We start from the raw sequence: 26,997 nt of genomic DNA, 5'->3' as shown, positions 1-26,997 counted from the left end.
ACAATGACCAAAGTAAGAGCAGGAATAATTGGAGGAGCAGGTTATACGGCCGGCGAGCTGATCCGCATATTGATGTGGCACCCGAATGCTGAACTGAGTTTTATACAAAGCAGTAGCAATGCCGGAAACCCGGTTTTTGAGGTACATCGCGATTTGCTTGGAGACACCGGTCTGGTATTTGTTGCTAAGCCCGATTATACCAGTTGCGATGTGATTTTTCTCTGCATGGGGCATGGTAAGTCAAAAGAATTTGTTGAGACGAACAACATTCCGGCGGGGGTAAAGATCATCGACCTGAGCCACGACTACCGTTTAAAAGCCGAAGGGAACCATTTCGTTTACGGCTTGCCCGAACTGAACCGCGAAAAAATACGGAATGCCGCGCAAATCGCCAATCCGGGTTGTTTTGCCACGGGCATTCAGCTTACCATATTGCCTTTGGCAGCGGCCGGCTTGCTCACCGGTGAGCTTCACGTACATGCCATTACCGGTTCGACTGGCGCCGGCCAGGCGCCTTCAAAAACCTCGCATTTCAGCTGGCGCGACAGCAATGTATCGGTTTACAAGGCCTTTCAGCACCAGCACCTGGGCGAAATCACCCAGAGCGTAAAGCAGCTGCAACCAAGCTTTGACCAGGCAATTAACTTTATCCCTGTTCGCGGAAATCATACGCGCGGCATCTTTGTTTCGAGCTACACCGAGTATGCCGGGACCATTGAAGAGGCTGTGAAATTGTATGAAGAATTTTATGAAGGGCACCCCTTTGTTTTCGTGAGCAGCGAGAATCCGGATCTGAAACAGGTAGTCAATACCAATAAAGCCATTGTGTACCTGGAAAAACATGGCAGCAAACTGATGATTTTAAGCGTAACCGATAACCTGCTGAAAGGCGCATCGGGACAGGCAGTGCAAAATATGAATTTAATGTTTGGCCTCGACGAAAAAGCCGGGCTAAACCTAAAACCGGTTTCTTTTTAAGATGAAACTATTTGACGTATATCCGCTATTCGATATTGTTCCGGTAAAAGCCGAAGGCTGCTACATGTGGGACAATCAGGGCAACCGTTACCTCGATCTGTACGGTGGTCATGCTGTGATCTCTGTTGGACACAGTCATCCGCGTTATGTGGAAACAATCAGTAAACAGCTGAATCAGATTGGCTTTTACAGCAATTCGGTAAAAATTCCGCAACAACAGGAACTGGCAGATAAACTGGGAAAACTGTCGGGTTTTGACGACTACCAGCTGTTCTTGTGTAACTCGGGGGCCGAAGCCAACGAAAACGCGTTAAAACTGGCTTCGTTCATTACAGGACGAAAAAAAGTGATCAGCTTCAAAAAAGGCTTCCACGGACGCACCTCGGCAGCTGTGGCCGTAACCGACAATCCAAAAATTGTGGCCCCGGTGAATGAAACGCCCAACGCGGTAATCCTGCCGTTGAACGACATTGGTTTGGTTGAAGAACAACTGAGAACAAGGGAAATTGCAGCGGTTATTGTCGAAGGCATCCAGGGTATCGGCGGAATTCATGTCCCTTCGCCCGAATTTCTGGAAGAGCTGGAAGGTTTATGCAAATTACACGGAACCCTGTTGGTTCTCGACGAAATTCAATCGGGTTACGGGCGCAGCGGGAAGTTCTTTGCTTTTCAGTATACCAAAATCAGGCCCGATCTGATTACCATGGCCAAAGGGATGGGTAACGGTTTTCCTGTTGGAGGACTGCTCATTCAGCCGGAGCTGAAGCCCTGGCATGGCATGTTGGGAACCACTTTCGGAGGAAATTACCTGGCCTGTGCTGCGGCAATTGCTGTGCTCGACATCATGGAGAATGAGAAACTGGTAGAAAACGCCGCCGAAGTCGGCAACTACCTGATGGAAAAACTGGCTTCTTTCAAACAGATAAAAGAGGTGCGGGGAAAAGGCTTGATGATCGGTCTGGAGTTTGAAGAACCGATTAAACCGATACGGCAAAAGTTGCTGGAAGAAGAGAAAATTTTCACCGGGGTATCGGGAACCCATATTATTCGTTTGCTTCCGCCGCTGACCTTAAGTTTACAGCAGGCAACCGAATTTGTGGCCTGTTTTGAGAAAGTGTTAAACGAACTGTATGTAAAAGCAGAATAATACCTGAGAATAATGGAAATTAAAAAGATAGCGATCATTGGAGCCGGCAATATGGGCGGGGCCATTGCCAGGGGGATTGTCAAATCAGGTTACATGGAGGCCTCTTCGATTTGCATGGCCGATCCAAAGAAATCATTGCTGGAGGAAATGAGTGCACAGGGGATTACTGCCTTTCATAAAAATATTGAGGCGGTTGAGCAGGCTGATCTGGTCATTTTCGCGGTAAAACCCTATCATATTGAGTCGGTGATCAACGAAGTAAGACCGGCCTTAAACTCCGATAAAATATTGGTTTCGATTGTTGCCGGTGTTAACCTGAACCAATTGGCCGGAATGGCTGGAAACGACATGCAAATTTTCCGGGTAATGCCAAACACAGCCATTTCGATCCAGGAATCGATGACCTGTATCGCCGGCAACGGAAACACGGAGCAAAGCCTCGACACGGTGAAAGAATTGTTCGATCAGCTTGGACAAACGGTTGTTATTACCGAAGAACTGATGGCTGCCGCCACCGTGCTGGCATCGTGCGGAACGGCCTTTGCCCTGCGGTACGTTCGCGCGGCCATGCAAGGCGGCATTGAAATGGGCTTTGGCGCCGAAATGGCCCAGTTTATCACCGCTCAAACGGTAAAAGGCGCTGTTCAGCTGATCATGAATACCGGGCATCATCCCGAAAGGGAAATTGATAAGGTGACAACGCCGCGCGGGATCACCATTACCGGGATTAATGAGATGGAACACCAGGGGTTTAGCTCGGCTGTCATTCAGGGGCTGATTGCCTCATTCAATAAAATTGAGCAAGCATAGGCGAAAACAATGAATTTCAACTATAAGAAAATTACCGTTAAAGTAGGTAGTAACGTTCTAACTAAGTCTGATGGGACACTTCATGTCGCCCGTATTGCCCATTTGGTCGACCAGATTGCCTATCTGCACAAGAAAGGTGTAGAAGTCATCCTGGTGTCATCGGGGGCTGTAGCTGCAGGACGAAGCGAATTGAAAATTCAGAAAAAACTGGATACCGTTTCATCGCGGCAGTTGTGGTCGGCAGTTGGTCAGGTAAAACTGATTAACCGCTACGCCGACTTTTTCAGGGAGCACGGGATCGTTTGCGCCCAGGTACTGACAACGAAGGACAATTTTGCCGATCGCGATCATTACCTGAACATGAAAAATTGTTTTACCACCTTACTTGAAAATAAAGTGGTGCCAATTGTGAACGAAAATGACACCATCTCTGTTACAGAGCTGATGTTTACTGATAACGACGAACTTTCGGGGCTGATCGCTTCCATGCAAAACTCCGAAGCATTAATCATTCTCAGCAACATCGAAGGCATTTACGACGGTGATCCTTCTTTGCCCGAGTCAACAATCATCGAAGAAATCGGGACCAAAGAAAAAGAGTGGATGAAAAATGTGTCAACACAAAAGTCGGGGTTCGGACGCGGAGGCATGCTTACCAAAAGTACCATTGCACGCAAAGTAGCCAAAGAGGGCATCGCGGTGCATATTGCCAGCGGACTGCGCGATAACGTGTTGATTGATATTCTGCGGAAAGACGGTCAGGTAAAACACACCCTGTTTAAAGCAGAAAAACACAAGTCATCCAACGTGAAAAAATGGATTGCCTATTCCGACAGCTTTGCAAAAGGCGAACTGGTAATTAATCAGGGGGCAAAAGAGGCTCTTTTTTCAACCAAGGCCACCAGTTTACTGTTGATTGGGGTGACAGAGGTGAAGGGATTTTTCCAGAGCGGCGACATTGTGAAAATTATCGATGAGCAGGGAAAATTGGTTGGCTGGGGAAAGTCTCAGTTCAGTTCCGATAAAGCAGGGCAGGGACTGGGAAGTAAAAACCAGAAACCAATCGTTCATTACGACTATTTATACTTAATTGAAGATTAAATGATAACGAACTTAACTCAGAATTCTGTTTATACCCTTTTCTTTTAACCCCCTTTTTGTTGACTTCAACAAAATCAAGATATTCTGAGTTGTCCCCTTCCTCCCCCAGGGAAGGGGACTTTTAATTAAAACAGGAGAAACCATGGAGGTCAAAAAACAATTGGAATTAACATTGAAGGCCAGCCGAAGCCTCAATTTATTGAGCGTTGATCAGATCAACCTGATTTTGAGCGATGTGGCCGATGCAGCAGTTGCACACACCGAAGAGGTACTGCTTGAAAACAAAAAAGATCTGGATCGGATGGACCCGACAGATCCAAAATACGACCGACTGAAGTTGACGGCTGAACGGATTGCCGCTATAGCCGACGATATCCGGAATGTGGCCTCCCTGCCTTCTCCGCTGGGACGCGTGCTGAGCGAAACCCTTCGTCCAAACGGATTGAGGATTCGGAAAGTGTCGGTGGCATTCGGGGTAATCGGCATTATTTACGAAGCCCGTCCAAATGTAACCTTCGATGTCTTTTCGCTTTGCCTCAAATCGGGCAATGCCTGCGTACTGAAAGGGGGCAGCGATGCCATTGATTCCAACACCGCGATCACGAAGATAATCCACCAGGTGCTTGAAAAACATGGCGTCGATAAAAATATTCTGGCCTTACTGCCTGCCAGCCGCGAAGCAACCTCCGAAATCCTGAATGCCCACGGATATGTCGATCTGATCATTCCGCGCGGATCACAGGGATTGATTGAATTTGTGCGTAAAAATGCGACCATCCCGGTGATTGAAACCGGTGCGGGCATTTGCCATACCTACTTCGACGAATTTGGCGATGCAAAAAAGGGAGAGGCGATTATTGAAAATGCCAAAACCCGCCGCCCCAGTGTTTGCAACGCGCTCGATTGCCTGCTGATCCACGAAAGCCGGTTGGCTGATCTGCCGTTGCTTTGCGCCGAACTTCCCGACAGCAAGGTGGTGGTTTATGCCGACGAAAAGGCCTACCCGGTATTAAACGGCAAATACCCGGGCGACTTATTGGAGAAGGCTACCGAAGAATCATTCGGCACGGAATTTCTGGATTATAAAATGGCGGTGAAAACGGTGTCATCGTTCGACGAAGCGCTCGACCACATCGCCCGTTACAGTTCGAAACACAGCGAGGCCATTATCTCTGAAAACGAACAACGGCTGGATTTATTCCGTAAACTGGTAGACGCCTCATCGGTTTACTGCAACGTTTCAACGGCATTTACCGATGGCGCTCAATTTGGGTTGGGGGCAGAGATCGGCATTTCCACCCAGAAGCTGCACGCCCGCGGACCCATGGCGCTGGAGGAACTAACCAGCTACAAATGGCTGATTGACGGAGAAGGACAAGTGAGACCCTAAAGCTCCTCCCAATTCGCCCAGCGGGAGAGCAAGAAATGATTATTGAGTGGGGGTGGACATGGCCGGGAAGACATTAAAATGAATAGAAAAAAATAAGATAACGAAAAAACAAAATCAACAAAAGAACAACACATTTAAACACGATCTCAACCCGTTAATTTGAAGGAATTCTCTTGTCCCTCCTCTTTCGGAGGGGAACCGGGGAGGCTCCTCCTTTGGAGAGGGCGGGAGGAGAGGCTTCAACTCAAAATTATGAAACATTTCACATCAGTACACGATCTGGACAGTCTGGATGAAGCTTTGAAACTGGCTTTCGAGCTAAAAAAGGACCCTTACAAATATCAGTCGCTCGGAAAAAACAAGACCTTGTTGCTGGTCTTTTTCAATTCGAGCCTGCGTACCCGCCTAAGCACCCAAAAAGCAGGGTTGAACCTCGGAATGAACGTCATCGTCTTCGACATCAACGAAGGCGGCTGGAAACTGGAAACCGAGCTGGGCGTGATTATGGACGGCGATAAGCCGGAGCACATCCGCGAAGCCGTTCCCGTAATCGGCAAATATTGCGATATCATCGGCGTGCGTTCGTTTGCAAAATACGAAAACAAAGAAGACGATTACCAGGAAAAAATCCTTCAGCAATTTGTCGATTATGCCGGTGTGCCGGTTGTCAGTATGGAAGCAGCTACGCGCCATCCGCTGCAGTCGTTTGCCGATCACCTGACGATTGAAGAATTTAAGACCAAAGAACGCCCCAAAGTGGTATTGACCTGGGTGCCGCATCCCCGTGCATTGCCGCAGGCGGTGCCCAACTCCTTCGTGGAGTGGATGCGCCGGACCGATTACGAATTAGTGGTGACTCATCCCGAAGGATACGAACTGGCCCCGGAATTTATGGGCGATCTGAAACCGGAATACGATCAGATGAAAGCCTTTGAAGGCGCCGATTTCATCTATGCCAAAAACTGGGCGGCATACAACCACTACGGAAAAATTTTGTCGAAGGATATGGACTGGACGGTGAGCGATCGCCAAATGGCCGTAACCAATCGGGCCAAATTTATGCACTGCCTGCCCGTACGCCGCAACATGATTGTGAGCGATTCGGTGATCGACGGCCCGGATTCAATCGTGGTGCCCGAGGCCGAAAACCGCCTGTTCTCGGCCCAGGCTGTATTAAAAATGTTGTTGGATCAGATAAAGTAGGTGAAAAAGATAGTACCCAATTGATTATTCGATATTCTATGAGAAAACAAAAACTGACCCTGGTAAAAGTTGGCGGCAAGGTGGTTGAAGAAAAAGAGTCGCTGCAGGACCTGCTGGCACGTTTTTCAAAACTCGAAGGCCTCAAAGCGCTGGTCCACGGAGGGGGGCGCTTAGCTACGGCAATAGCCGAGCGTCTGGGCATTGCCACCCAAATGGTGGAAGGCCGTCGCATTACCGATCAGGCCATGCTCGAAGTGGTGAGTATGGTGTACGGCGGACTGGTCAACAAAAGCATCGTGGCCAATCTGCAGGCGCTGGGGCTCAATGCCATTGGCCTGACCGGCGCCGACCTGAACTACATGCAGGCAGTAAAACGACCTGTAAAAGACATCGACTACGGCTACGTGGGCGACATCGTGGCCGTGAATGTCGACGAGCTGAAACTGCTGATTGAAAAGAACGTGGTACCCGTGCTGGCGCCGCTTTCGCACGACAAACAAGGACAAATGCTGAACGTTAACGCGGATACCATTGCTGCTGAAGCGGCCATCGCTTTCAGTAAATATTACGAGGTGGAATTGGTCTATTGTTTCGAGAAGCCCGGCGTGCTCGAACATCCGGATGACGACAGCTCCGTAATCGCCTCATTAAGCCACAGCGAGTTTAAAGACTTGCAGGCATACGGAGCGATTCATACCGGGATGATCCCTAAACTGGATAACAGTTTCAGCGCCATCAGCCGTGGGGTAACGAAAGTTCGGATCACCAATATTCCCGGATTGGAGGAGGGAGGAACGGTTTTATTGTCTGAATAAATCAGCCACATACGGAACGAACAAAAAACCGGTCTTGCAAAAGGATCGGTTTTTTATTTTCAGGGGGTGCAATGAGTTTGAAAAAAAAAATTAAAAAAAACAGATCAAAATTGCTTGAATCACGTAAAATACCTCATCTGAAAAAAATCTGTAAAACAAACAACCTATGGCACGCATCGAAAAATCGCAAAAACAAGGGAACCTGGTGGCTTTTGCCATCGGTCTGTTCCTGATATTGGTTCTTATACTGATTTATCTTTCCTAATCAGCGTATCAAAAGAAGAAGAAAAGGGTTTATTATCAGACTGTTGAAAAACAACATGACAGCAAAAACCGGATAGGTCCACCCGGATCTATCCGGTTTCTTCTGTTTAAAACCGGATGCAGACAAGCGGGTGAACCGGTAATGCCCGGTAAATCGCCTTTGCATCAGCTTCGGGAATGACCAGGCGGATCTCCGGTTGATAAACCGGCTTTTTAAACTGAATTGTTTGATACATATCCCGCCTGATCTCAGTAAGTGTTTGGCTGAACCAGAACTTCTGTCCGTTCCATTTAACCTGATCTTCCTGGTTTGTTCCTTCAATTTTAAGGATAATGTCTTTATCCAGGCTCATCAGCCAATGTACCGCTTCCGCTTTTACCCCGGCTGTTTCTGCCGGTGCGGTTTCAACTTCGGTGGTGTCTTTGGGCGCTTTTTTTACAGTCAGCGGTTCTTTAGCGATGGTTGACAGGCTGCCGGTTGCTTGCGCCTGTACCCCGAACAAGTGATGGTAGGCCCCGGGATTTAGCTGATAAAAGAACTGATCAGCCTTAAAATCGATGATTTTGGAAGTTTTCAGGACCACGCCTTTCAGCTCAAGTTGCACAACACTGTCTTTCAGGTTTACCGATAAACTGATCGAATCGGTTCGGGCAATCTGGAAACGGGTTTCCAGCCAGTTTTTTTCCCTGTACCATTCAAATAAGGACGAGTTAACGCTATCCTTGTTCATGGCCGACAACTGAACATCGACCTGCCGGTTGATGGCGGCCATCTTTTCCCGAACCGCCATTACCGATAAAACGGTGTATTGTAACGCAATGAAAACCAGTACAAGGGGAATGGCAGTCTTAAAAAAATTCAGGACGGGCTTAGCCGGTTTCCGGTGATACTTCTGCATGTCCATGTTAGTAGATAAACACTTTTGCCCCTATTGGCAAGGTTTGATAAACAGTCTCCAAATCTTCATCATTCATCCGGATGCAGCCGTGGGTAACCGGCTGTCCGAGGAATCGCTGATACAAGGTACCGTGAATTAAATACCCGTCGCCAAGGCTCAGCGCGTAATCGCCCAGCACGCCATATTCGAAGCGCGAGGGATCGTTTGCCGAAGGAACGGGTAGCCCTTCCTCCACAAAAGCCCAGTCGGGTTTACGCCAAACAGGCGATGTAATTTTCCCTTTGATGGTGAAAACTCCCTTGGGTGTTTGAAACACCCAGCTCTTTATGTCGTCAAGTTCAAGCTTAATATAACTTCCGGTAGAACATAAACCTTCCCGGATCAACGTCCTGTTTTTATATAAAAAGAAGGTATTATCCGAGGTATTTACCACCAGGTAAACACCTCCGGGCGTTAAGCGCTCAAGCTTGTTCTGCAGACGCAGAATGTCTGTTTTTAAAGTTTTCTCATCGGGCATTTCCATTTCAACCGACTGACCGGCAGCCGGCTTTTTTGTAAAAATGAGCGGGCTGTTCTTAATCAGCGGGACAATGTAGAATATAAACACACAGAACCCGAGCACGGTTCCCGATACGACGGAGCCAATGAGCAACCGGCCGCGCCATTTCATTTTTTTCGCCAACCCGTTTTCACCCGTTTCAATCTTCGTTTCTTCGCCTATCATTCATTTTTCACCTTTAGTTTCTTCCGTAAATTTCCTGTAACGATTTCAGGGAGCCGACGATAACAACCGGGGTTCCGGCAGCAACCAGCCTGAACAAGGTATCCATGTCGTCGTTGGTTAAAGCGACACAGCCGTCGGTCCAGTCAACGCCTTTACCGCCGTGTCCGTGTATTTCAATTAAACCTCCGATATCTGAGATAGCCGGGATGTTGCCCTTTTTCTTTTCTTCATCAAAGCGCTTTTTATCTTCGTCATTCGGGTAATTCAACAACAGCGCCCGGTGAAATTTGGTATGAAAACGATCTTTTTTCCTGGTAATTCGGTACAGTCCTTCAGGGGTTGCTTTGTCGCCTTTTTTTTGTTTATCTCCCATCCAGTTTTTCCCCAGTTCCACCTCAAACTGTTTGATGATCTTTCCGTTTTGATAAATCATGCAGCTATGGGCCAGTTTATCAACCAAAATAACCCGTTGTCCGCCTTTTGAAAGCCGGATCGCTTCAGCCCCGTTCTTTTTCCACTGCGGATAATGTATAAACCAATCGGCCAATAAACCTTCGGCTTTCCGGTTTGCCTCTCCAATTCGTTTTTCAGCCTCTTTCCAGTGTTGTTGGGCCTCGTTGTTCCGGTTACTCCCGAAAGCAATTTTTGCCTCCGACAACTTCATTTTCCCGCTATTGTACGCGTCAACAACAGGCTCGGGCAATGGCAACTTTTTATAGAACCGGTCAAAACGGGAAACCTGCTGATCCAGCCCGGCCAGTCCGTTTTTTAGCAGCTTGTTTGTGCTTTGGGTGTGTTTAACCGATTTTTCGCCGGCATCGCGGGCCCTGGAAACAACCTGGCCGCAGAGATCGGATACCGCGCTGAAATCGCGTACCAGGAAAAACCGCTTGTTTTGCAGGGCCCAGCAAACCATCGCCGAGTCGTACAATTGCTGCGCTTCTTTATAAATAGCGGCAGCATTTACAGCAGCGCCGGCTTTTTGGGCCGCATTTAACGATTCACGGGCAAGTTTCAGTTCCTCTCTGGGTGGTTGTGGCGCCCGTGAAATCACCAGCCACCCGCCCAAAAACAGAATTATCAAAACCGTAATTCCCCATCCAACCTTCTTCCATCTTTTCTTACCCATAAATCACGCGCTTGACAAAAAATCCCCGAAGTACAGAACTCCGGGGAAATCATTAATAGCTATGCTGATACAAAAATATTAGCGTCTGCTTTTTGAATATTTGGCAATTACTTCAGACAATTCAGCATTAATTGCCGATGCTTTTTCTTTCGAAGCTTTCACTTTGTCCAGCGCGGCCATCAGGTTGTCTGCTTCAACCAAACCGGCTACTTCAGTCAGCGAAGCTGCAATCAGTTCATTGTCGCTTTTAATGGCTTCCAGGGCAGCAGCGCCTTCTTTTCCTTTCGGAGCCTTGGCAATCAACTCATTGTTTTGTGCCAACAGGTCGGCCACTTCAACCTGAAGGGCTTCAACTTCTGCTTTTACTTCAGCTTTGCGTGTTTCAGCTTTCGCTTTGGTTTCGTCGGCCAATTGAGTGACAACAACCAATTGTTCCTTCACCTTGTTGAAATTTTTGAAGAGTTTGGCATTTTGTGCTTCCACTTCTTCATTCACGGCTTTCATCGAATCCTGAAGAGCGGCAAAATCTTCAGCAACATAAACGTCAGCGCCAATCGCTTTTGCGGCTTCAATAGCAGCATTTGCTGCATCAATTTCAGCTTGCGGAGCTTTTCCGCAGCTACTTAAAACAACAGCTAAACTCAAAGCTGTTACAACAAGCATTAACTTTTTTTTCATCGTCAATCAGTAATTTTGTTTTTTTAATCCAAATCTATTTTCAATGATTAAATTCGTTTCAGGAATGTAATCCTTGTTTAAATCTCCATTTAGACGAGGGATCAGGATTAAGTAACGCAGAAACTAAAAAAAAAGTTACAAAATTCATTCTCCGGCGAAAAAGCAGTTAAGAAACAGGTATGCAGGTTGAAAATTACAAAAACACGAGCGACGAGGAACTCATCCGGCTGATGATCCATGAAGACCAGTCTGTTCTTTTTGAGATCCTTTACAAACGTTATTTTCAGAAAGTCGTGGATAAATGTTACAGTTTTATCAAGGACCGCCGGCAAGCCGAAGATTTTGCCAACGACATTCTGGCAAAAGCCTACGAAAAGTTGCCGGGCTTTAAAGGAAACTCGTCGTTCTCGTCGTGGCTTTATGCCATCACCTATAATTATTCAATCGACTATTTAAGGCTGAAGAAGAAACTGCACTACCCGAACTGGAACAGCCAAAACGAAATTCCCGACATCATTGATGAATCGGAAGCCGACCTTCAGGAGCTGAGTTACAACAACCTGATCAAGATACTGGAAATGATTCATCCTGAAGAAAAGGCGTTATTGCTGATGAAATACCAGGATAACCTTCCGGGCAAGCAGATTGCCCAAACCCTGCGCATTAGCGAAGATGCCGTGAAGATGCGGTTAAAACGCGCCCGAACCCGGGTGGTGTATTTGTATAAAACCCGGTTTCAAAAAGATTTGTAAAGCCAGTTACTTTTACAGAAAACAGCGTCAATATAGAACCCCGTTAAACAGAAAGCAAAAACAAAAAAACAATGGATTTGATGAACTTTTTTCAGAAAATACTCAGCGGGCACAAAGAACCCCATTTGCCGGAACCTGTCAAAACCGCTTTCGGGCAACAATTTGCGAACCCGCGAAACGCGGAATGGACCAAAATAAAAGAACAATACGAAGTTGTTTTTTACAACGATGAACTGGAACACATCGCCCGGTACAAAAGTAATGGAGAGCGGGTCAGCCTGAAAATCAACCTGCCGCTCGAGCTGATTCCCGATAAGATCCGTCAGGCAGCCCTTCAGCACGGCGAACTGATGAACGGCATTCACATTCAAAATCAGGGGAATGAACAGTACGAATTAATTGTACGCGATGATCAGATGATCCGCTATTTTTTGCTGGTCAATTCAACCGGAGAAGTTTTGGATAAAGCCAGGCTGTAAAAATTGAAAAAATCGCAGCTGAACTTCAAAAAATGCTTGCAGCGATTTCAAATAAAATACTATATTTGCACCGCAATTGCAACATGGTGGATGTAGCTCAGTAGGTTAGAGCGTCGGATTGTGGTTCCGAAGGTCGCCGGTTCGAGCCCGGTCTTCCACCCGCGGAAAAAAGGATGTCAGAAACGGCATCCTTTTTTTGTTTACAAACCCAAAAAAAGGAGCCCGGATCAAAAATGACCCGGGCCCCACGGTATTTGCTTAAAATTAAACAAGAAAAGTTCTATTCCAATTCAGGCAATTGTTTGGTTTCCTCCAATTGTTCTTCCAACTCCTTTACTTTCTCTTTTGCCTTTGCTATTTTTTCAGCCTTTTCTTTCTGCATCTCTTCCGAAATGGTCTTCTCTTTTTTTGCTTTTTCCAATTCTTTTTCGGCTGATTCAATTTTTTCTTTTGCGGCTTTTACTTTTTCTTCTCCCGAGGTTACCGATTCATCCAACTCGATCTTCTTTTCTCCGTATTGTTTTTTCGCTTCTTCCGACCGGAGTTTTCCAAAATCTTTTCCGTGCAGATCGCCTTTTTCTTTCCCGTAAGCATGGGATTTCCCTGATTTATCTTCGGCCTCTTTTTGCAAATCTTCGGCTTCAGATTTCATCTCGTCGCCTTTCTTTTTAGCTTTTTCTTTTTGTTCTTCGGTCTGTTCTGCCGCTTCATCAAGGGCGACTTCGGCTTCATTCAGTTTCTTCTCTTTGGCTGCCTGTTGTTTTTCTTTTGCTTCAACAACTTTTTCTTCTTTCTTGCCTGTTTGTTTGCTTTGTGCAAAAACCACCGAGGTTCCAAGTACGGCAAGAAGTAAAAATGAAATGCGTAATATATGTCTCATAGCTAAATTTTTAAATGAACGAATTAAATTGATTACTCTTTTTCTACAAACCTTCCAGTAGATTATCCAATTCACTAACAGTCTGTTCAATATCCTGTTTGGCCGTTTCAATCACGGCATTCATCGAGTCTAACACCGATTTTTCTTCTTCCAGCGTTACCACGCTGTTTTGATTTTCATCCGGCGATTTTGATTTATTGCCACCGCAACTGATCAGTACGGCAGCAAAAACAACAAGGAAATAAATTCTCTTTTTCATAAACCTTAATTTTAAATTGACAATTAAACTATAAATCTATTTTTCCAATACCCCGGAAAGTTAGCCAAGCAAAATTGTTTTTTTTTAACCGATTCGTGTTTACAATGCTTGCAGGTAAATGAACCATAGAACAATTACTGGTCATCTGATTTCAACGAAACGACATAAATACCCTTATCTCCCTCCTGGCCTCGAATTTTGGCCAGTCATTATTCATAACTGCAAAACCGGAGGAAAATTATATGCAGGCGCAAAAAAATAACATCAGGCTGTATAAAAATTCAGCCTGATGTTATTTACAGTTCGTCTTATTGTACCGGTACTTCAAGCACTTGCCTGTCGGTCAGCAGTTTTTCTTTTAGTTTATCGTAGTTGATTTCCTGGATGACTTTTTTCTGGTCGATTGCCAGACAGGCAGCGGTGGCGGCCGATTGTCCCAGCACCATGAACACCGGCTCCATGCGGATAGACCCAAAAGCAATATGTGTTGAGCTTAAACAAACCGGAACCAACAAATTGGAACATTCGGTTTTTTTCGGGATGATTGACCGGTAACTGATCGGGAAAGGATATTTCACATGAGCCTCCACATTTCCTTCATTCTTCACGTATCCTTCGGGTGTTACATAGCGCTTCACGTGGTGCGAGTCCATTCCGTAGGCTGCCATTCCAACAGGATCAGACGCGTTTTCAATCCGTTCGCAATTCTTCTGGGTCATCACGTAACTACTGATCATCCGCCGGGCTTCACGAACGTACAGTTGCTGCTGCCAGCCGTCTTCCCGTTCAAACTCGTCTTTGCAGGTTCCCCACCGGGAAACCTCGACCATGACTGATTCGGGCATCCGGGGATGGTAAGCCAAAGTCCACATCAGGCCCTGCTGGTATCTCCTGTGAGCTTCAACGATCTTTTCCCTTTCCTGATACGACGCTTCGGGATAATCGTAGTTTTGCCCGATATAATCGGTTGAGAAGCCAAGCCGGTTATTCGTATCGGTTTTCCGGTTGGGCATCGACGAATTGATCCACGGAACGGCTTTTTCACCGGCTTCGTAATTACGCAGTAGCAATTCATACTCTAATTCCTGATAACCGTCGGGCCTGGTAAAGGGAATCCTGTTGTCGGGGTGATCGGTCAGACACATGCGGAAACAATAAGCCTGAATGCCTTTGTCTCCTGTCCCTTGCTCACCCGGGGCAATGGACGAAATAAAGGGTAACAGTCCGCTGGTGGGGTCGCCTTTCACTACATAGGGATCAACGCCATCCACAAAATTGTGATTTGCCGAGTTCCGGGAATAACCGCCCGTTAGGGTTTCGGCTTCATTGGTCCATTGAATGCCATTCAGGTTTTCGCCAAACTCGCTGTTACTTTCCCTTCCGAAGGTATACGATACATTCGCCGCTGCCATCAGATCGCCTTCGTAAGTGGCATCGATAAACATCCGGCCCGAATAGGTTTCGCCGCTTTCCATCGTAATAGAAACAATCCGGGCTCCTTTTTTTGTCACACCGGTTTCGCGATTTAGCCGCTGGTGATAAACCAGGGTGATCTTTTCTTTTTTCAGCATTTCGTGCAATACGTTCAGGGCGGCCGACGGCTCAAAAGTCCACATGGCCGTTTCAGTTGCCTCGGTCCGGGTTTGCCCGCTGTCTTTGTAATCTTCGGGCGTCTGCCACTTCCAGTTGGCCGGATCGTTATAATACTGCCTGATATTTTGATAAAACTCGCGGGCAATTCCTCCAACAGCTTCCTTTTTACCGATGTCGGTCTGGCCCAATCCGCCGGTTGTCAATCCGCCAATGCGATTGCTTTGTTCAATTAAAACAACCGACTTTCCCATCCGGCTGGCCTGGATCGCTGCTGCCACTCCGGAAGAGGTTCCCCCGTAAACGACCAGATCAAAGTCTTGCTTTGGGGCGGCGTAACAAATTGAGATAAGAGACAGCAGGAATCCTGCATAGATAATTATGTTTTTCATGTCTGTACTTTTTAATCATGATTATTCAGCCTTTTGCACCGGGAGGACCATCCTCTGCACGGATGGTTTGAGCTGCCGGAACAAGTTTCGGCCTGTTTAGTTTTATTTTGTACCAAAAGAACCAAAGCGTCACCAATACAGTGATCGCCGATCCAATCGCATAAGCCGCTTCTTTGCCTAAGGCAAACCCTTCGGGTGCAAGAAGAATGTAAGTCGAGATCACGGCTGTCATAAACACGGCGGGAACCAACGTGATCCAAACCGGCTTTTGTTTTTTTGCCAGATAAACGGTGATGGTCCATAACACGACGGTGGCCAGTGTTTGGTTCGACCAGGCAAAATAGCGCCAGATCACGCTGAAATTAATCTGAGTCAGCAAGTAGCCGATCAGGAACAAGGGAATACTGATGAACAAGCGGTTTTTGATGGGGCCTTGTTTGTAATTCAGAAAATCGGCTACAATCAGCCTGGCGCTGCGAAAGGCGGTATCGCCCGAAGTGATTGGGGCGGCCACTACGCCGAGCAAGGCCAGAAATCCGCCGAACTTGCCTAACAAAGAGTTGGAAATGGTATTCACGATCACGGCCGCGTTTCCCTGGTTTTGCTGCATGGTTTCGTTCAGTTCGCGAACTCCGCCAAATACGCTCATGCTGATTGACGCCCAAATAATGGCCACAACGGCTTCGGTAATCATGGCTCCGTAGAATACCCGGCGTCCGTATTTTTCGTTGGTCAGGCAGCGGGCCATCAGAGGCGACTGAGTAGCATGAAAACCCGAAATAGCCCCGCAGGCAATGGTGATAAACAGCATGGGGAAAATCGGAAATTCGGCCGCCCGGTGATGAAAGTTATGGATGGATGAGAAGGTTAGTTCCGGAATGTGATAGCCTCCCAGAAGCAAGGCGGTGATCAGTCCAATGGCCATAAACAAGAGTGAAAAACCAAAAACCGGGTAAATTTTGCCAATAATCTTGTCGATCGGCAACATGGTGGCCAGCAGGTAGTAAATAAAGACCACCCAAACCCAAAACGCCGACCCGCCAAAACCGCCGGTCATATCGCTCAGAATTCCGGCCGGGCCCATAATGAAAACGGCCCCCACAATAATCATCAGCACCACGGTAAACCCGCGCATAAACTGTTTGGCAAAGTTTCCCAGGTAGATGCCTACAATCTCGGTAATGCTCAGTCCTTTGTGGTTAATTGACAGAATTCCGGAAAAATAATCGTGTGTCGCTCCTGCAAAAATGGCCCCCAAAACAATCCACAAATAAGCCACCGGCCCCCACATGGCCCCGGCCACAGCGCCGAAGATTGGCCCCAGCCCGGCAATGTTCAAAAACTGAATCAGAAAGATACGCCACCAGGGCAAGGGCAGGTAGTCGACCCCGTCTTTCATTGAAAAAGCCGGCGTAATTCTCGTGGCATCCACATCGGCAAAACGTTCCACAAACTTCGAGTAAAACAGGTAGCCCAGTAATAAGGCCGACAAACTAACGATTAAGGTGATCATCCGGATTAGGTTTAATTACATTTAGCAGCCAAAGTTAAAAATCATTCATTTAAACTTAACACTTGTTTCCTCATCTCCAACACCTTTTTTAAATCAGGATAAGGCACTTCCTGGACTGGACATTGCCGGTCGATCGCCAGGATTGCCGCTGCTGCGGCCGACTGCCCGAGAATCATGAACACCGGCTCCATCCGGATCGACCCGTAAGCGATATGACTGGACGATACCGCCACCGGCACCAATAAATTGACGCATTCTTCCGCTTTTGGGACAATCGAACCATAGGCAATCTGGTAAGGCTTGTGCGGATGTACACCGATATCGCCTTCATTCTGAACAAAACCCTCATCGGTTACAAAACGCTGTACATTGTGCGAATCCATCGCATACGAGCCCATTCCCACCGGTCCGGGAACTTCGCTTTTGGCCAGTACATCGTTTTCGGTGGTCACATATTCGCCGATCATGCGGCGTGCCTCGCGGACATAAATCTGGTGCGGCCAGTTGCCGTTGTCGGTGAATTCGTCTTTTGCCAGTCCCCACTCCTGCATTTTGCTGCGGATCTCTTCAGGTACGCGTTCATCGTTCGCCACAAAATACAACAGCCCTTTTTGGTAATTTTCATGTTCTTTGATGATCTCTTTCCGGCGTTCGTACGAAGCTTCCGGATAGTCGTAGTTCATCCCGATGTAGTCGCTGCTAAAAGGTCCGTGGTTGTTGGTGTCGGTTTTCCGGTTGGGAATCAGGTCGAATTTATTGAACCATTCATTCCAGCCCGTGTCGAACACGCGTGCAAGCAACTCGTATTGCTTCGGATCATAATGGTCGGGTTTTGGGAAAGGCGTTCTGTTTTCGGGATGATTACTCATGCACAAACGGAAGCAGTAAGCCTGGATTTTTCGGTCGCCGGTACAGTTTTCGCCGGGTTTTTCTACCGAAATGCCCGGAAGTAAACCACTGGACTGATCGCCCGGAATGACATAAGGATCGATGTTCTCCCTGAAATAGTGACCGTGATGAAAAACGCCAACCTGCACACCATTCCATGTTTCGCCGTATTCCGAACAGGCTTCACGGCCAACATGATAGCTGACGCCGGCAGCAGCCATCAGGTCGCCTTCATAGGTGGCGTCGACAAACATCTTTCCCGAAAATGTTTTTCCTGAAAGGGTTTTGATAGAGATTATTTTTCCATTTTCAACGGCCACGCCATTTTCACGGTCAAGCCATTCGTCGCGGAAAACAGGAATCCCGTTTTCTTTCACAAAATCTTCGAAAACCTGTTCGGCCACATGCGGTTCAAAAATCCACATGGTGCGGTTTTCACCGTCCATCGCAACGGTACCCTGGCCTTTATTTCCGTATTCGGAATGTTTTTGCCATTTCCACGATGCCGAATCGTTATAATGCAGCCAAACCCGGTGATAAAACTCACGCGAGAGGCCGCCAATAGCCGCCTTGTTGCCGGTATCGGTAAAACCCAAGCCGCCGGATGAAAGGCCGCCCAGGTGTGTTTCGGGCGAAACCACAATCACGGTTTTCCCGGATTGGACGACTTCAACCGCCGCAGTAACAGCCGCCGAAGTTCCGCCGTAAATAATCACGTCGGCTTGTTGTGCCACGTCTTTTTTGTTGTGGCACGAAATCGCGCTAAGCAAAAGTAAAGTTGATAAAAGGAGTAGTTTGAATGGTTTTAGCATTTTAGTCATTGGATAATTATTCATTGGTTGTCATTTATTGTACTGGATCACTGAATACCGATTACTACGATTGAGACTGTCACTTCTCAATCTTTCCGGGCTGTCGCCTGTTTTTTCCTTCCAGCCCGGACAGGTCGTCGCCCAAATCTTCCCGGGCTTGCTCTGCCAGTTTCGACAGTTCCTCAACCACTTCGGGATAAAGTTTTTTCACGTCATAGCGTTCTCCCGGATCGCGGCGCAGGTCGAACAAAGCCAAACCGGTATCCCGCTGAACCGTTTCGCCGGGATAACCATCATGGCCGGGAGCCAGTCCTTCGTACGTGCGGTGCGTATGCGGAAATACCAGTTTCCAATCGCCTTTCCGAACCGCTTCGAGGCTGTTTTTTTGATAGTAGTAATAAAAGTGTTCCCTTGGATTGGCGTTTTCATCCCCTTTCATCAGCGATAAGATGCTGACGCCATCAATCTTTTTCACCGGTCTGTTTGCCCCGGTAATTTCAGCCAGGGTAGGGAGAATATCAAGGGTAGAGGATAATTGATTACAGATGGTTCCCGGCCCGATCACCCCCGGCCACGTCATGAGGCAGGGCACCCGTTGCCCGCCTTCGAAGCTGGTTCCTTTGCCTTCGCGCAGGCCTCCGGCCGATCCGGCATGATTGCCGAAATTAAGCCAGGGACCGTTGTCTGAAGTAAAAATCACCAGTGTGTTTTTGCTAAGTCCCGACTCGTCCAACGCCTTCACGATTTGCCCAACCGACCAGTCAATTTCCATGATCACATCGCCATACAGACCCTGTGTGCTTTTCCCTTTGAATTTATCCGACACGGCCAACGGAACGTGTGGCATGGAATGTGCCAGGTACAGGAAAAACGGGTTTCTCCTGTTTTCCTGAATGAAACGAACCGCTTCTTCGGTGTAAATCGTAGTCAGTTCCGCCTGGTCCTGCAGAGTATGTATTTCCCGGACAGGTTTATTTCCGCGAATCAGGGGCAAAGGAGGGAAATTGAACGGACGTTCTTTTTTTTCTTCCGTGACCGGCGTTCCGTCGTAATTCACCGGCCACATATCATTCGAATAGGGTAAGCCAAGGTACTCGTCAAAACCATGCTGTAAAGGCAAAAATTCGGCGGCATCACCCAGGTGCCATTTCCCGAAAACAGCCGATTTGTAGCCCTTCTCTTTGAGTATTTCAGGAATGGTTTCTTCGTTGGGGTTCAGGCCAACCGGTGAATTTGGGAAAAAAGCCCCTGAAATACCCAGCCGGTTTGGATAACAGCCGGTTAAAATTGCCGCACGCGACGCTGTACAAACGGCCTGTGCCGCGTAAAAGTTGGTAAAACGAACCCCATTGGCCGCCATCCGGTCGAGATTGGGCGTTTTATACTGAAGGGTGCCATAAGAGCTTAAATCGCCGTAACCCATGTCATCTACAAAAATCAAAACCACATTCGGTTTGGGCTGGGGCTCCTGTGCCATACCGGTGTTTGATATGGAGCTTATTGCAACTATTCCGCAAAGGCCGGAGAAGATCTTTTCTTTCATACTCATCTCAGTTTCATTTCTTTCAAAGATAAAATATCAATGGACAATGACCATGAAGGACAGGTGCAGACGCGACATGTCGTATCCCTTTCTTTCCTTCATTCTGCATCAACCAATTTCAGAAGCTGATGATCGTCGGTTAACCGTTTTCTTATCAATTCATAGTCCAATTCCTGCGGAATGGTTTTGCGGTCTAACGACAGACCGGCAATTGTTGCGGCCGACTGCCCCATGATCATAAACACGGGCTCCATCCGGATGGAGCCGAAAGCAATGTGCGAAGCGGACACACACACCGGAACCAGCAGGTTGGTACATTCTTCTTTTTTTGGGAGGATGACTCCCAAAGGGATTTCGTACGATTTGTGAGGTTCCAGGAAATTGCCTTCATTCACCACTTCACCGTTGTAAACAATCCGTTGAACATGATGCGAGTCGGGTCCGTACGAAGCCATTCCAATGGAATTTTCTTTTGATACATGTTCCTGACAGTCCTGTTGGGTCAACACATATTCACCAATCATCCGGCGCGTTTCGCGGATATACATTTGCGGAGTCCAATGGCTGGTTTCGGTGTATTCATCTTTTGGAAGGCCGTATTGCAACATTTCGTTGCGCATGGATTCGGGCAGGCGGGAGTCATTTCCCAGAAAATAAAACAAGCCGGCGGTAAAATCGTAATGTTCGTCCCAGATACGCTGGCGGGTTTCGTAATCGCCTTCGGGAAAATCCCAGTTCATGCCGTTATAATCCGTCGAAAAAGCGCAGCCATGCCCGCCGTCGTTGATATCGGTTTTCAGGTTGGGCATCGGGCTGATGGTTAGCACCTGCCTGATGGATTGCAATCCTTTTGCCCGGATGTAGCGGTACAACAGTTCATACTGAAGCGAATCGTAGCCGGCCGGCCGTTCAATCGGAAGTTTATTTGTTTCATCAGTCGTCAGGCAGGTCCTGAAATTGTAAGCCTGTATTTTATGGTCTCCCTGCCCCGGTTCCCCCATCGGGATATTCTGGATGATGGGAAGTAACTTCCCGTTTTCGTCGTAAGGCGACACACCGGGGCCAAAAAACTGTTTGGGTTGCCTTACCTGAATGGTTGGTCCAAGTACGCCCGCCAGCGATTCATTGTAGGTATCGCGGCTTTCGCGGCCCACATGATAGCTTACGCCCGCCAGCGCCATCAGATCTCCCTCGTACGAAGCATCGATGAAAAAACAGGCCCCGAAAGTTTTACCGGACTCCATTTGTACTGCTGTAATCTTTCCGTCTCTTTTTTTCACCTCTTTGTCCCGGTCGAGCCGTTCATTATAAATGACGTCAATTTTTATTGGTGCCGAAGCAATCATTTGCTGAAAGATCATTTGAGCTACGCCCGGCTCGAAGGTCCACATGGGACCGCCTTCCTGGATGGTATAATCGCCCGGTAACTGATAAGATGAGCGGGATTGCGCTTTCCATACACTGTCGTTCAGGTAATGTTGATAAACGTTTTGAAAGAATGTTAGCGACAGGCCGCCGATGGTCTCCGCATGGCCAATATCCGACCAGCCCAGCCCCCCGCTTATGGCGCCGCCCAAACAGTTTCCGGGCTCCACTATCACCGCCTTTTTGCCCATGTTTGAAGCCTGGATCGCCGCTATAATCCCGGCGGGTGTGCCTCCGTAGATCAGGATGTCTGCATCGTAGTTTTCATCAGAATTTTGGCAGGAACACAGAACAGTGAAAATAATTAATGTGAAAAGGTGGATGTGTTTCATCGATTTAGGTTTGTCGATTGTTCCAGAAATCATAGAATTGAAAGATACCGGATGATGGGTTCTTGGTTCAGTCCATCATCCGGCGTCTAATATCTATCATCTAACCGATTAATATCCCGGGTTCTGATCGGCCTGGTTGATCGCCGGGTTGTTGTTGATTTCATTTTCCGGGATTGGCCAAAGCAAACGCTGGTCGATCAGGTTTTTGCCAACGGCGGCAAAAGCGGCCTTGGCTTTTCCGGTTCGTTTCAGGTCGAACCAACGCCGTCTTTCGAGCATAAACTCGTAGGCCCTTTCCTTTAAAACCGTGTCAACAAATTCTTCCTTGCTCATTCCTGAAGGGTAATCAACCGGCGAAGCGGCATTCGGGTTATAACCGTACGCCCTTCTTTTCACCATATTCAGTCTTTCCAATGCCAGGGCTGAGGGGCCGTTTTCGGCCTGGCAGGCAGCTTCGGCATAAAAAAGGAACGCTTCGGTGTACCGGTAAATGGGGACGGTATAAATCCGGAGTCCGTCGTTGTTGGTGATGAACTTTTTGAACAGCACCGGTGTGGTTGACGGAAGCGGAACCCAATTGCCGGACGAGTTTTGGATATGGGTGTACAGGTTGAATGATTTCCGGAGGTCGTTTTCATCCCAACTGCTGCCGATGAAAGAATTCATATCCGGTAGCCAGGCAAAAAAACCGGAGCTGTTATAATTGTATGGATAGTTATTACCCATGTGCAAGTATTGCGGAATGGTGGATTGGCTGGTTTCAGAATGATGAACCGACATGATATCTTCGGAACTGGTTTCAACAGCAAAAATTTTGTAAAAATCGTTGGGTTGCTGAACCGTAACCAGCGAATATTTACCGCTGGATATCACGTCGTTGGCTTTTTCGGCTGCCTGTGTCCAGTTCCCAAGTGTAAGATGAACATGCGACAATAACATTTTGGCTGCCCATTTTGACGCTTTCCCGGTTTCGGCGCCAACCGTTTCCGGCAAATCAGTTTCAGCAGTTTGCAAGTCGGAAAAAATTAGTTCATAAACCTGGCTTTCAGGTACTCTCGGCGATTCGAGATCTGATAAATCGATACTTTCTTTGGTTTTAAGCGGAACCGGTCCCCACCCCCTAACCAGCTCAAAATAAGCCAGGGCACGCAGAAAATGAGCCTCCGCCAGAATCCGGGTACGTGCGTCCTCGGTTATATTTTGAATGTTTGGCACATTGTCCAGCACGGCATTGGCGCGGTTAATGGCGCTGTACAACCTCAGCCAACTGCCCGAAGTTCTTCCGACATTTTGCTGGTCCAGTACCTGGTTCATAAAGGAGATGGGCGCCTGCGAACCACGGCCATTCAAGAAGTCGCCATGCAATTCAACCATCAAATAATGTTGAATATCATAAAAATCAGGCCCGACAGGTTGATAGGCTCCATTCAATGCTCCCTGGGCATCGGCTTCATTTTGATAATAATTGGCTCTCGACACGAAGTTTTTTGGAACTTCATCCAGCATATTTTCACATGACATTAAAGTGGTTGCCAATATAAAATAGAATACTATTTTTTTCGCTTCGCGCAAAATACTTGCGCCCGGCAAAGTCAAACAAGCATGTTTTTGCTCTCGCTTCATTGTATTTTTCATCTTGATCTGGTTTTAGAAGTTAAGTTTGAACCCAATTGCATACGTTTTGGCGTTGGGATAACCACTTTGGTCGTGCCCCATGTTCAAGCGGTTCCCAATGTTTTGGTCGTCCACTCCTTTTGTATTTACCTCCGGATCAAGCCCGGTGTATTTGGTAAATGTAAACAGGTTTGTCCCGGAGATATAGATCTGGGCAAAATCGAAAAACGTCATGCCCATTTTTTGCAGCGGGAGGTTGTATGCAAGCCGAATCGACCGTACCCTCAGGTAACTGCCATCTTCGATAAAACGATCTGATACGTCAAACCCTGATAAAGAACTGATCTTTGGGTACTTGGCGCTTGTGTTGGGATTTTCAGCCGTCCAATAATTTCCCATGATATCTTTAAACTGGTTGCTTCCGCGTTGAAACGAGTTTAGATGGGTACCGTTGGTAGCGTTGAAAATTTCGTTGCCGTAAACCCCATCCAGGATCACGTTAAGTTCGAAATTTTTATACGAAAGGTTTGAGTTGAGACCATAAAAGAAATCGGGACTCGGGTTGCCAAGAATTACGCGGTCCAGTGAGTTTACCACCCCGTCGGGCACTCCGTCCGGCCCGTTGATGTCTTTATATTTGATGGACCCGTTTTCGGTCAAACCGTCTTCCATGAACCCGTAAAAACTGCCCAAAGGCTTGCCTACACGGGCAATGTTTGAACTTGACCATACCGCTGTTTGCCCCGAGCTCAGGATATCGCTGCCTCCGGCTATTTCGATCACCTTGTTTTTGTTGGTTGAAAAGTTAAGCGATACATCCCATTTCACTTCACTTCTCAAAATATCGGCATTCAGCGCGAATTCAAACCCTTGGTTTTCAATTTCGCCAATATTTTGGAGGATGGATCCGAAACCTACAGATGGGGGTAGGGGAACAGAAGCTAACAGGTCGGTTGTATTTTTCTTGTAATAATCGGCCGTCAGACGGAACCGGTTATTCAGAATCGCCAAGTCAAAACCCAGGTCGATCTGGGCTGTCGACTCCCATTTCAGGTCGCTGTTTGATATGCCCGACGGGCTAAACCCGATTTCATCCTGCTGGTTGGCAAAAATCACCTTGACAGAACCCATGCGGTCGAGCGACTGGTAGGGATTTAAAGCGGTGTTGCCGGTAACCCCGTAACTGGCCCGGAATTTCAGGTCGCTGATCAAGCCGGCATCCATCATAAACGATTCCTCGGAAATACGCCAGGCAAAGGCAGCCGAAGGGAAGGTCGCCCACTTGTTATTGGCCCCGAACCTGGACGAACCGTCGGCGCGGACACTCACCGTAAGCATATACTTGTTGTTGAATGAATAATTTACCCGGCCCAGCCATGAAGCCAAAACCCATTCCGAATAACCCGACGATGGCGTGTTCACCGTTTCGGCGGCGCCCAGGTTGTAGTTTTCGGTGGTATTGTTTGAGAATCCGCTGATGCTGACTCCGAAATTCCGTTCCAAACTGGTTTGGTATGTATAACCGCCAACAGCGGTCAAACTGTGTTTTTCGCCAAAGTTTTTGATATAGGTTAACACATTCTCGTTCAAAAACGAATTGCGGTAATAGGTCGATTGCGAACCGCTTCCCCGGTCATTCTCAAAAATAAGCGGCTCGAAATAATCATTGATCGAATAGGCATACTCGATACCAAGCAATGTTTTAAACGAAAGATCTTTCGTTAACTTGACTTCGAAAGTGCCGTTGCCCACTACATTGTTTGCGAGCGCACGGGTTTGCATTCCGGCAAAAATCATCGGGTTGCGCATGTCGGCCGAACCGAAGCTGTAAGCTTTTTCGATTTGGGTAGGTATCCCGTTCTCATCATAAACCGGAAGTGTAGGAGGAGCCGAAGCAGCAGCTGATAAAACCGAGGTGCCCCGGTAACCATTGTCAACCGGAACCGACAGGCGTTCTCTTCTGGATAAATTCATATTGACCGCCATCTTTAGCCAGCTGTTCATTTCATGATCGAGGTTTAACCTCACGGATCCTCTTTTTACACCTGAGTTAATCAGGATGCCATCCTGGTCGTAGTAGTTGCCCGACAGCGAATAGCGTGTTTTATCGGAACTACCCGAAAGAGTGATCGTATGGTTGTGCAGCGGCGCTGCGCGCAACACGGCATCCTGCCAGTCGGTTCCCGGGTTTTGTACCTGATCGACATTAAAATAAGGCTGCAGCCCCGCGTTTTTTAGCCATTCGTTGGCGATGATGGCATATTCTTTTGCATCCAGCAAATCGTATTTTTTTGTTTCTTGTTGTACACCGAAAAAGCTGTTTACTTCAATCCGGCTTTTTTGCCCGGCTTTTCCTCTTTTAGAGGTAATAATGACGACCCCGTTTGCACCGCGTGCGCCATAGATCGCTGTTGCCGACGCATCTTTCAGGATATCCACCGATTCGATATCCGAAGGATTTAAAAAATTGATTCCCCCGACCATCGGGAAACCGTCAACGACATATAGGGGCTGGTTATCGCCAATCATGGAGTTTCCGCCGCGAATCCGCACTTCGATGCGCCCGCCGGGATTTCCCGAGTTTTGGGTGACCTGAACTCCGGCAGCTCCAACTTTCAGCGCCTGCTCCATGTTGTAAACCGGAACCGATTCCAGGGTTTCGGTTTTTACCGATGAAACCGAACCGGTCAGGTCGCTTTTTTTCATGGTACCGTAACCAATCGCCACCACTTCTTCGAGCCCGATGGTACTTTCTTTCAAGGCTACATTGATCACCGATTGAGAGCCAATCAGGATCTCCTTATTCTCCATTCCGACAAACGAAAACACCAAGGTATTCCCGGATCCGGTATCTTTCAGCGTAAAATTTCCGTTGATGTCGGTGATGGTTCCCGCGGAGGTGCCTTTTACAACGACCGTAACGCCAGGCAGCGGTTCGCCCTGTTCGTTGGTTACCGTTCCCGAAACCTCTTTTTGCTGCTGAAAACGGTTGAAATCTGTATGACTGGTGGTGAGCACAATTTGACGGTCTTTTATTAAATAGCTCACATTCGTTTGGCCAAACAACTGTGAAAGGATGGTTTCAACCTTTACCTGGTTGACATCAATATCCACCCTCCGGTCAACATCGACCAGCTTCTGGTTAAACAGAAAAAAGAAGTCGGTTTGATTCTCAATATGGTTCAGCACATCAATCACCTTCACATTTTTCATGTTCATGGTCAGACGGGTCTGCTGTGAATACGACTCAACAGCCCAGGTCTGAGCAATAAATAAAAACAGAAAGAATAATCCTAAACGCATAATCTTCCAGATTTTAATCAGTGTGCAGAGGACCTCTGACACCCAGATTCGTTTTTTTTTCATACTTTTGATTCATT

The 26,997-nt window shown here is 47.5% G+C and carries 22 protein-coding genes and 1 tRNA gene; 10 read left to right on the top strand and 13 right to left on the bottom strand.

All coding sequences use genetic code 11. The annotated features are described in order from the left end of the window. The first annotated feature begins 3 nt into the window (after positions 1-3). The 7 genes from argC (at position 4) to argB (ending at position 7,444) form a co-directional block, all read left to right on the top strand. Entirely contained in the window at positions 4-978 is a 975-nt protein-coding gene (argC, locus tag AC6H3C_RS21355) for an N-acetyl-gamma-glutamyl-phosphate reductase (protein WP_497517576.1), read from the top strand. A 1-nt stretch (position 979) separates the two neighbouring features. Then, entirely contained in the window at positions 980-2,125 is a 1,146-nt protein-coding gene (locus tag AC6H3C_RS21350) for an aspartate aminotransferase family protein (RefSeq protein WP_497517575.1), read from the top strand. A 12-nt stretch (positions 2,126-2,137) separates the two neighbouring features. Then, positions 2,138-2,935, top strand: a complete 798-nt coding sequence (gene proC / locus AC6H3C_RS21345; RefSeq protein ID WP_497517574.1) for a pyrroline-5-carboxylate reductase — start codon at positions 2,138-2,140, stop codon at positions 2,933-2,935. A 9-nt stretch (positions 2,936-2,944) separates the two neighbouring features. After that, positions 2,945-4,036, top strand: a complete 1,092-nt coding sequence (proB, locus tag AC6H3C_RS21340) for a glutamate 5-kinase (RefSeq protein ID WP_497517573.1) — start codon at positions 2,945-2,947, stop codon at positions 4,034-4,036. Positions 4,037-4,178: 142 nt separating this feature from the next. Next, positions 4,179-5,426, top strand: a complete 1,248-nt coding sequence (locus tag AC6H3C_RS21335; protein ID WP_497517572.1) for a glutamate-5-semialdehyde dehydrogenase — start codon at positions 4,179-4,181, stop codon at positions 5,424-5,426. A 252-nt stretch (positions 5,427-5,678) separates the two neighbouring features. Then, positions 5,679-6,629: an N-acetylornithine carbamoyltransferase gene (locus AC6H3C_RS21330; RefSeq protein WP_497517571.1), complete on the top strand. Its 951-nt coding sequence runs from the start codon at positions 5,679-5,681 to the stop codon at positions 6,627-6,629. Positions 6,630-6,667: 38 nt separating this feature from the next. Continuing rightward, a complete protein-coding gene (gene argB / locus AC6H3C_RS21325; protein WP_497517570.1) occupies positions 6,668-7,444 on the top strand; it encodes an acetylglutamate kinase in 777 nt (258 codons plus the stop codon). A 371-nt stretch (positions 7,445-7,815) separates the two neighbouring features. On the opposite strand, the gene AC6H3C_RS21320 is transcribed toward argB, so the two are convergent. The 4 genes from AC6H3C_RS21320 to AC6H3C_RS21305 form a co-directional block, all read right to left on the bottom strand. After that, positions 7,816-8,613 carry a hypothetical protein gene (locus AC6H3C_RS21320; RefSeq protein ID WP_497517569.1) on the bottom strand — a complete coding sequence of 266 codons (798 nt, stop codon included), beginning with the start codon at positions 8,611-8,613 and terminating at the stop codon, positions 7,816-7,818. Position 8,614: 1 nt separating this feature from the next. Next, the gene (locus AC6H3C_RS21315) at positions 8,615-9,331 is read right to left on the bottom strand and encodes a L,D-transpeptidase (RefSeq protein WP_497517568.1); all 717 of its coding nucleotides are present in this window, start codon (positions 9,329-9,331) and stop codon (positions 8,615-8,617) included. A gap of 13 nt (positions 9,332-9,344) precedes the next feature. Beyond that, entirely contained in the window at positions 9,345-10,460 is a 1,116-nt protein-coding gene (locus AC6H3C_RS21310) for a L,D-transpeptidase family protein (protein ID WP_497517567.1), read from the bottom strand. Between the two features lie 78 nt (positions 10,461-10,538). Further along, positions 10,539-11,138: a hypothetical protein gene (locus tag AC6H3C_RS21305; protein WP_497517566.1), complete on the bottom strand. Its 600-nt coding sequence runs from the start codon at positions 11,136-11,138 to the stop codon at positions 10,539-10,541. 179 nt (positions 11,139-11,317) lie between these two features. Here AC6H3C_RS21305 and AC6H3C_RS21300 point away from each other — a divergent pair, with 179 nt between their 5' ends. From AC6H3C_RS21300 to AC6H3C_RS21290, 3 genes are all read left to right on the top strand, one after another. Then, positions 11,318-11,890, top strand: coding sequence for an RNA polymerase sigma factor (locus AC6H3C_RS21300; protein ID WP_497517565.1), 573 nt, complete (start codon positions 11,318-11,320; stop codon positions 11,888-11,890). 71 nt (positions 11,891-11,961) lie between these two features. After that, complete coding sequence (locus AC6H3C_RS21295) at positions 11,962-12,369, top strand: hypothetical protein (protein ID WP_497517564.1); 408 nt, start codon at positions 11,962-11,964, stop codon at positions 12,367-12,369. 85 nt (positions 12,370-12,454) lie between these two features. Then, positions 12,455-12,530: transfer RNA gene (locus AC6H3C_RS21290), tRNA-His, on the top strand. 119 nt (positions 12,531-12,649) lie between these two features. Here the strand turns inward: AC6H3C_RS21290 and AC6H3C_RS21285 are convergent. The 9 genes from AC6H3C_RS21285 to AC6H3C_RS21245 form a co-directional block, all read right to left on the bottom strand. Further along, positions 12,650-13,249 (bottom strand): hypothetical protein, encoded by a 600-nt coding sequence (locus AC6H3C_RS21285; protein WP_497517563.1) that lies wholly within the window; start codon positions 13,247-13,249, stop codon positions 12,650-12,652. Between the two features lie 43 nt (positions 13,250-13,292). After that, positions 13,293-13,508: a hypothetical protein gene (locus AC6H3C_RS21280; protein ID WP_497517562.1), complete on the bottom strand. Its 216-nt coding sequence runs from the start codon at positions 13,506-13,508 to the stop codon at positions 13,293-13,295. A 308-nt stretch (positions 13,509-13,816) separates the two neighbouring features. Beyond that, positions 13,817-15,490 carry an FAD-dependent oxidoreductase gene (locus AC6H3C_RS21275; protein ID WP_497517561.1) on the bottom strand — a complete coding sequence of 558 codons (1,674 nt, stop codon included), beginning with the start codon at positions 15,488-15,490 and terminating at the stop codon, positions 13,817-13,819. Positions 15,491-15,515: 25 nt separating this feature from the next. Further along, on the bottom strand, positions 15,516-17,003 hold the full coding sequence (locus AC6H3C_RS21270) for a carbon starvation CstA family protein (RefSeq protein ID WP_497517560.1): 1,488 nt from the start codon (positions 17,001-17,003) through the stop codon (positions 15,516-15,518). A gap of 41 nt (positions 17,004-17,044) precedes the next feature. Continuing rightward, entirely contained in the window at positions 17,045-18,727 is a 1,683-nt protein-coding gene (locus tag AC6H3C_RS21265; RefSeq protein ID WP_497517559.1) for an FAD-dependent oxidoreductase, read from the bottom strand. A gap of 55 nt (positions 18,728-18,782) precedes the next feature. Then, positions 18,783-20,246 carry a sulfatase family protein gene (locus tag AC6H3C_RS21260; RefSeq protein WP_497517558.1) on the bottom strand — a complete coding sequence of 488 codons (1,464 nt, stop codon included), beginning with the start codon at positions 20,244-20,246 and terminating at the stop codon, positions 18,783-18,785. A gap of 98 nt (positions 20,247-20,344) precedes the next feature. Then, positions 20,345-22,003 carry an FAD-dependent oxidoreductase gene (locus AC6H3C_RS21255; RefSeq protein ID WP_497517557.1) on the bottom strand — a complete coding sequence of 553 codons (1,659 nt, stop codon included), beginning with the start codon at positions 22,001-22,003 and terminating at the stop codon, positions 20,345-20,347. 108 nt (positions 22,004-22,111) lie between these two features. Then, positions 22,112-23,638, bottom strand: coding sequence for a RagB/SusD family nutrient uptake outer membrane protein (locus tag AC6H3C_RS21250; protein ID WP_497517556.1), 1,527 nt, complete (start codon positions 23,636-23,638; stop codon positions 22,112-22,114). A 12-nt stretch (positions 23,639-23,650) separates the two neighbouring features. Continuing rightward, positions 23,651-26,983, bottom strand: coding sequence for a TonB-dependent receptor (locus AC6H3C_RS21245; protein WP_497517555.1), 3,333 nt, complete (start codon positions 26,981-26,983; stop codon positions 23,651-23,653). Between the last annotated feature and the right edge of the window lie 14 nt (positions 26,984-26,997).

This window comes from Gaoshiqia sp. US2, assembly GCF_059705485.1.
Note: the sequence above shows the minus strand (reverse complement) of the source record. Positions and strands in the feature narration are given on the sequence as shown.

Excerpts from the sequence above, each read along its gene's own strand:
- argC (WP_497517576.1), top strand. The coding sequence starts at position 4 with ATGACCAAAGTAAGAGCAGGAATAATTGGAGGAGCAGGTTATACGGCC.
- AC6H3C_RS21350 (WP_497517575.1), top strand. The coding sequence starts at position 980 with ATGAAACTATTTGACGTATATCCGCTATTCGATATTGTTCCGGTAAAA.
- proC (WP_497517574.1), top strand. The coding sequence starts at position 2,138 with ATGGAAATTAAAAAGATAGCGATCATTGGAGCCGGCAATATGGGCGGG.
- proB (WP_497517573.1), top strand. The coding sequence starts at position 2,945 with ATGAATTTCAACTATAAGAAAATTACCGTTAAAGTAGGTAGTAACGTT.
- AC6H3C_RS21335 (WP_497517572.1), top strand. The coding sequence starts at position 4,179 with ATGGAGGTCAAAAAACAATTGGAATTAACATTGAAGGCCAGCCGAAGC.
- AC6H3C_RS21330 (WP_497517571.1), top strand. The coding sequence starts at position 5,679 with ATGAAACATTTCACATCAGTACACGATCTGGACAGTCTGGATGAAGCT.
- argB (WP_497517570.1), top strand. The coding sequence starts at position 6,668 with ATGAGAAAACAAAAACTGACCCTGGTAAAAGTTGGCGGCAAGGTGGTT.
- AC6H3C_RS21320 (WP_497517569.1), bottom strand. The coding sequence starts at position 8,613 with ATGGACATGCAGAAGTATCACCGGAAACCGGCTAAGCCCGTCCTGAAT.
- AC6H3C_RS21315 (WP_497517568.1), bottom strand. The coding sequence starts at position 9,331 with ATGATAGGCGAAGAAACGAAGATTGAAACGGGTGAAAACGGGTTGGCG.
- AC6H3C_RS21310 (WP_497517567.1), bottom strand. The coding sequence starts at position 10,460 with ATGGGTAAGAAAAGATGGAAGAAGGTTGGATGGGGAATTACGGTTTTG.
- AC6H3C_RS21305 (WP_497517566.1), bottom strand. The coding sequence starts at position 11,138 with ATGAAAAAAAAGTTAATGCTTGTTGTAACAGCTTTGAGTTTAGCTGTT.
- AC6H3C_RS21300 (WP_497517565.1), top strand. The coding sequence starts at position 11,318 with ATGCAGGTTGAAAATTACAAAAACACGAGCGACGAGGAACTCATCCGG.
- AC6H3C_RS21295 (WP_497517564.1), top strand. The coding sequence starts at position 11,962 with ATGGATTTGATGAACTTTTTTCAGAAAATACTCAGCGGGCACAAAGAA.
- AC6H3C_RS21285 (WP_497517563.1), bottom strand. The coding sequence starts at position 13,249 with ATGAGACATATATTACGCATTTCATTTTTACTTCTTGCCGTACTTGGA.
- AC6H3C_RS21280 (WP_497517562.1), bottom strand. The coding sequence starts at position 13,508 with ATGAAAAAGAGAATTTATTTCCTTGTTGTTTTTGCTGCCGTACTGATC.
- AC6H3C_RS21275 (WP_497517561.1), bottom strand. The coding sequence starts at position 15,490 with ATGAAAAACATAATTATCTATGCAGGATTCCTGCTGTCTCTTATCTCA.
- AC6H3C_RS21270 (WP_497517560.1), bottom strand. The coding sequence starts at position 17,003 with ATGATCACCTTAATCGTTAGTTTGTCGGCCTTATTACTGGGCTACCTG.
- AC6H3C_RS21265 (WP_497517559.1), bottom strand. The coding sequence starts at position 18,727 with ATGAATAATTATCCAATGACTAAAATGCTAAAACCATTCAAACTACTC.
- AC6H3C_RS21260 (WP_497517558.1), bottom strand. The coding sequence starts at position 20,246 with ATGAAAGAAAAGATCTTCTCCGGCCTTTGCGGAATAGTTGCAATAAGC.
- AC6H3C_RS21255 (WP_497517557.1), bottom strand. The coding sequence starts at position 22,003 with ATGAAACACATCCACCTTTTCACATTAATTATTTTCACTGTTCTGTGT.
- AC6H3C_RS21250 (WP_497517556.1), bottom strand. The coding sequence starts at position 23,638 with ATGAAAAATACAATGAAGCGAGAGCAAAAACATGCTTGTTTGACTTTG.
- AC6H3C_RS21245 (WP_497517555.1), bottom strand. The coding sequence starts at position 26,983 with ATGAAAAAAAAACGAATCTGGGTGTCAGAGGTCCTCTGCACACTGATT.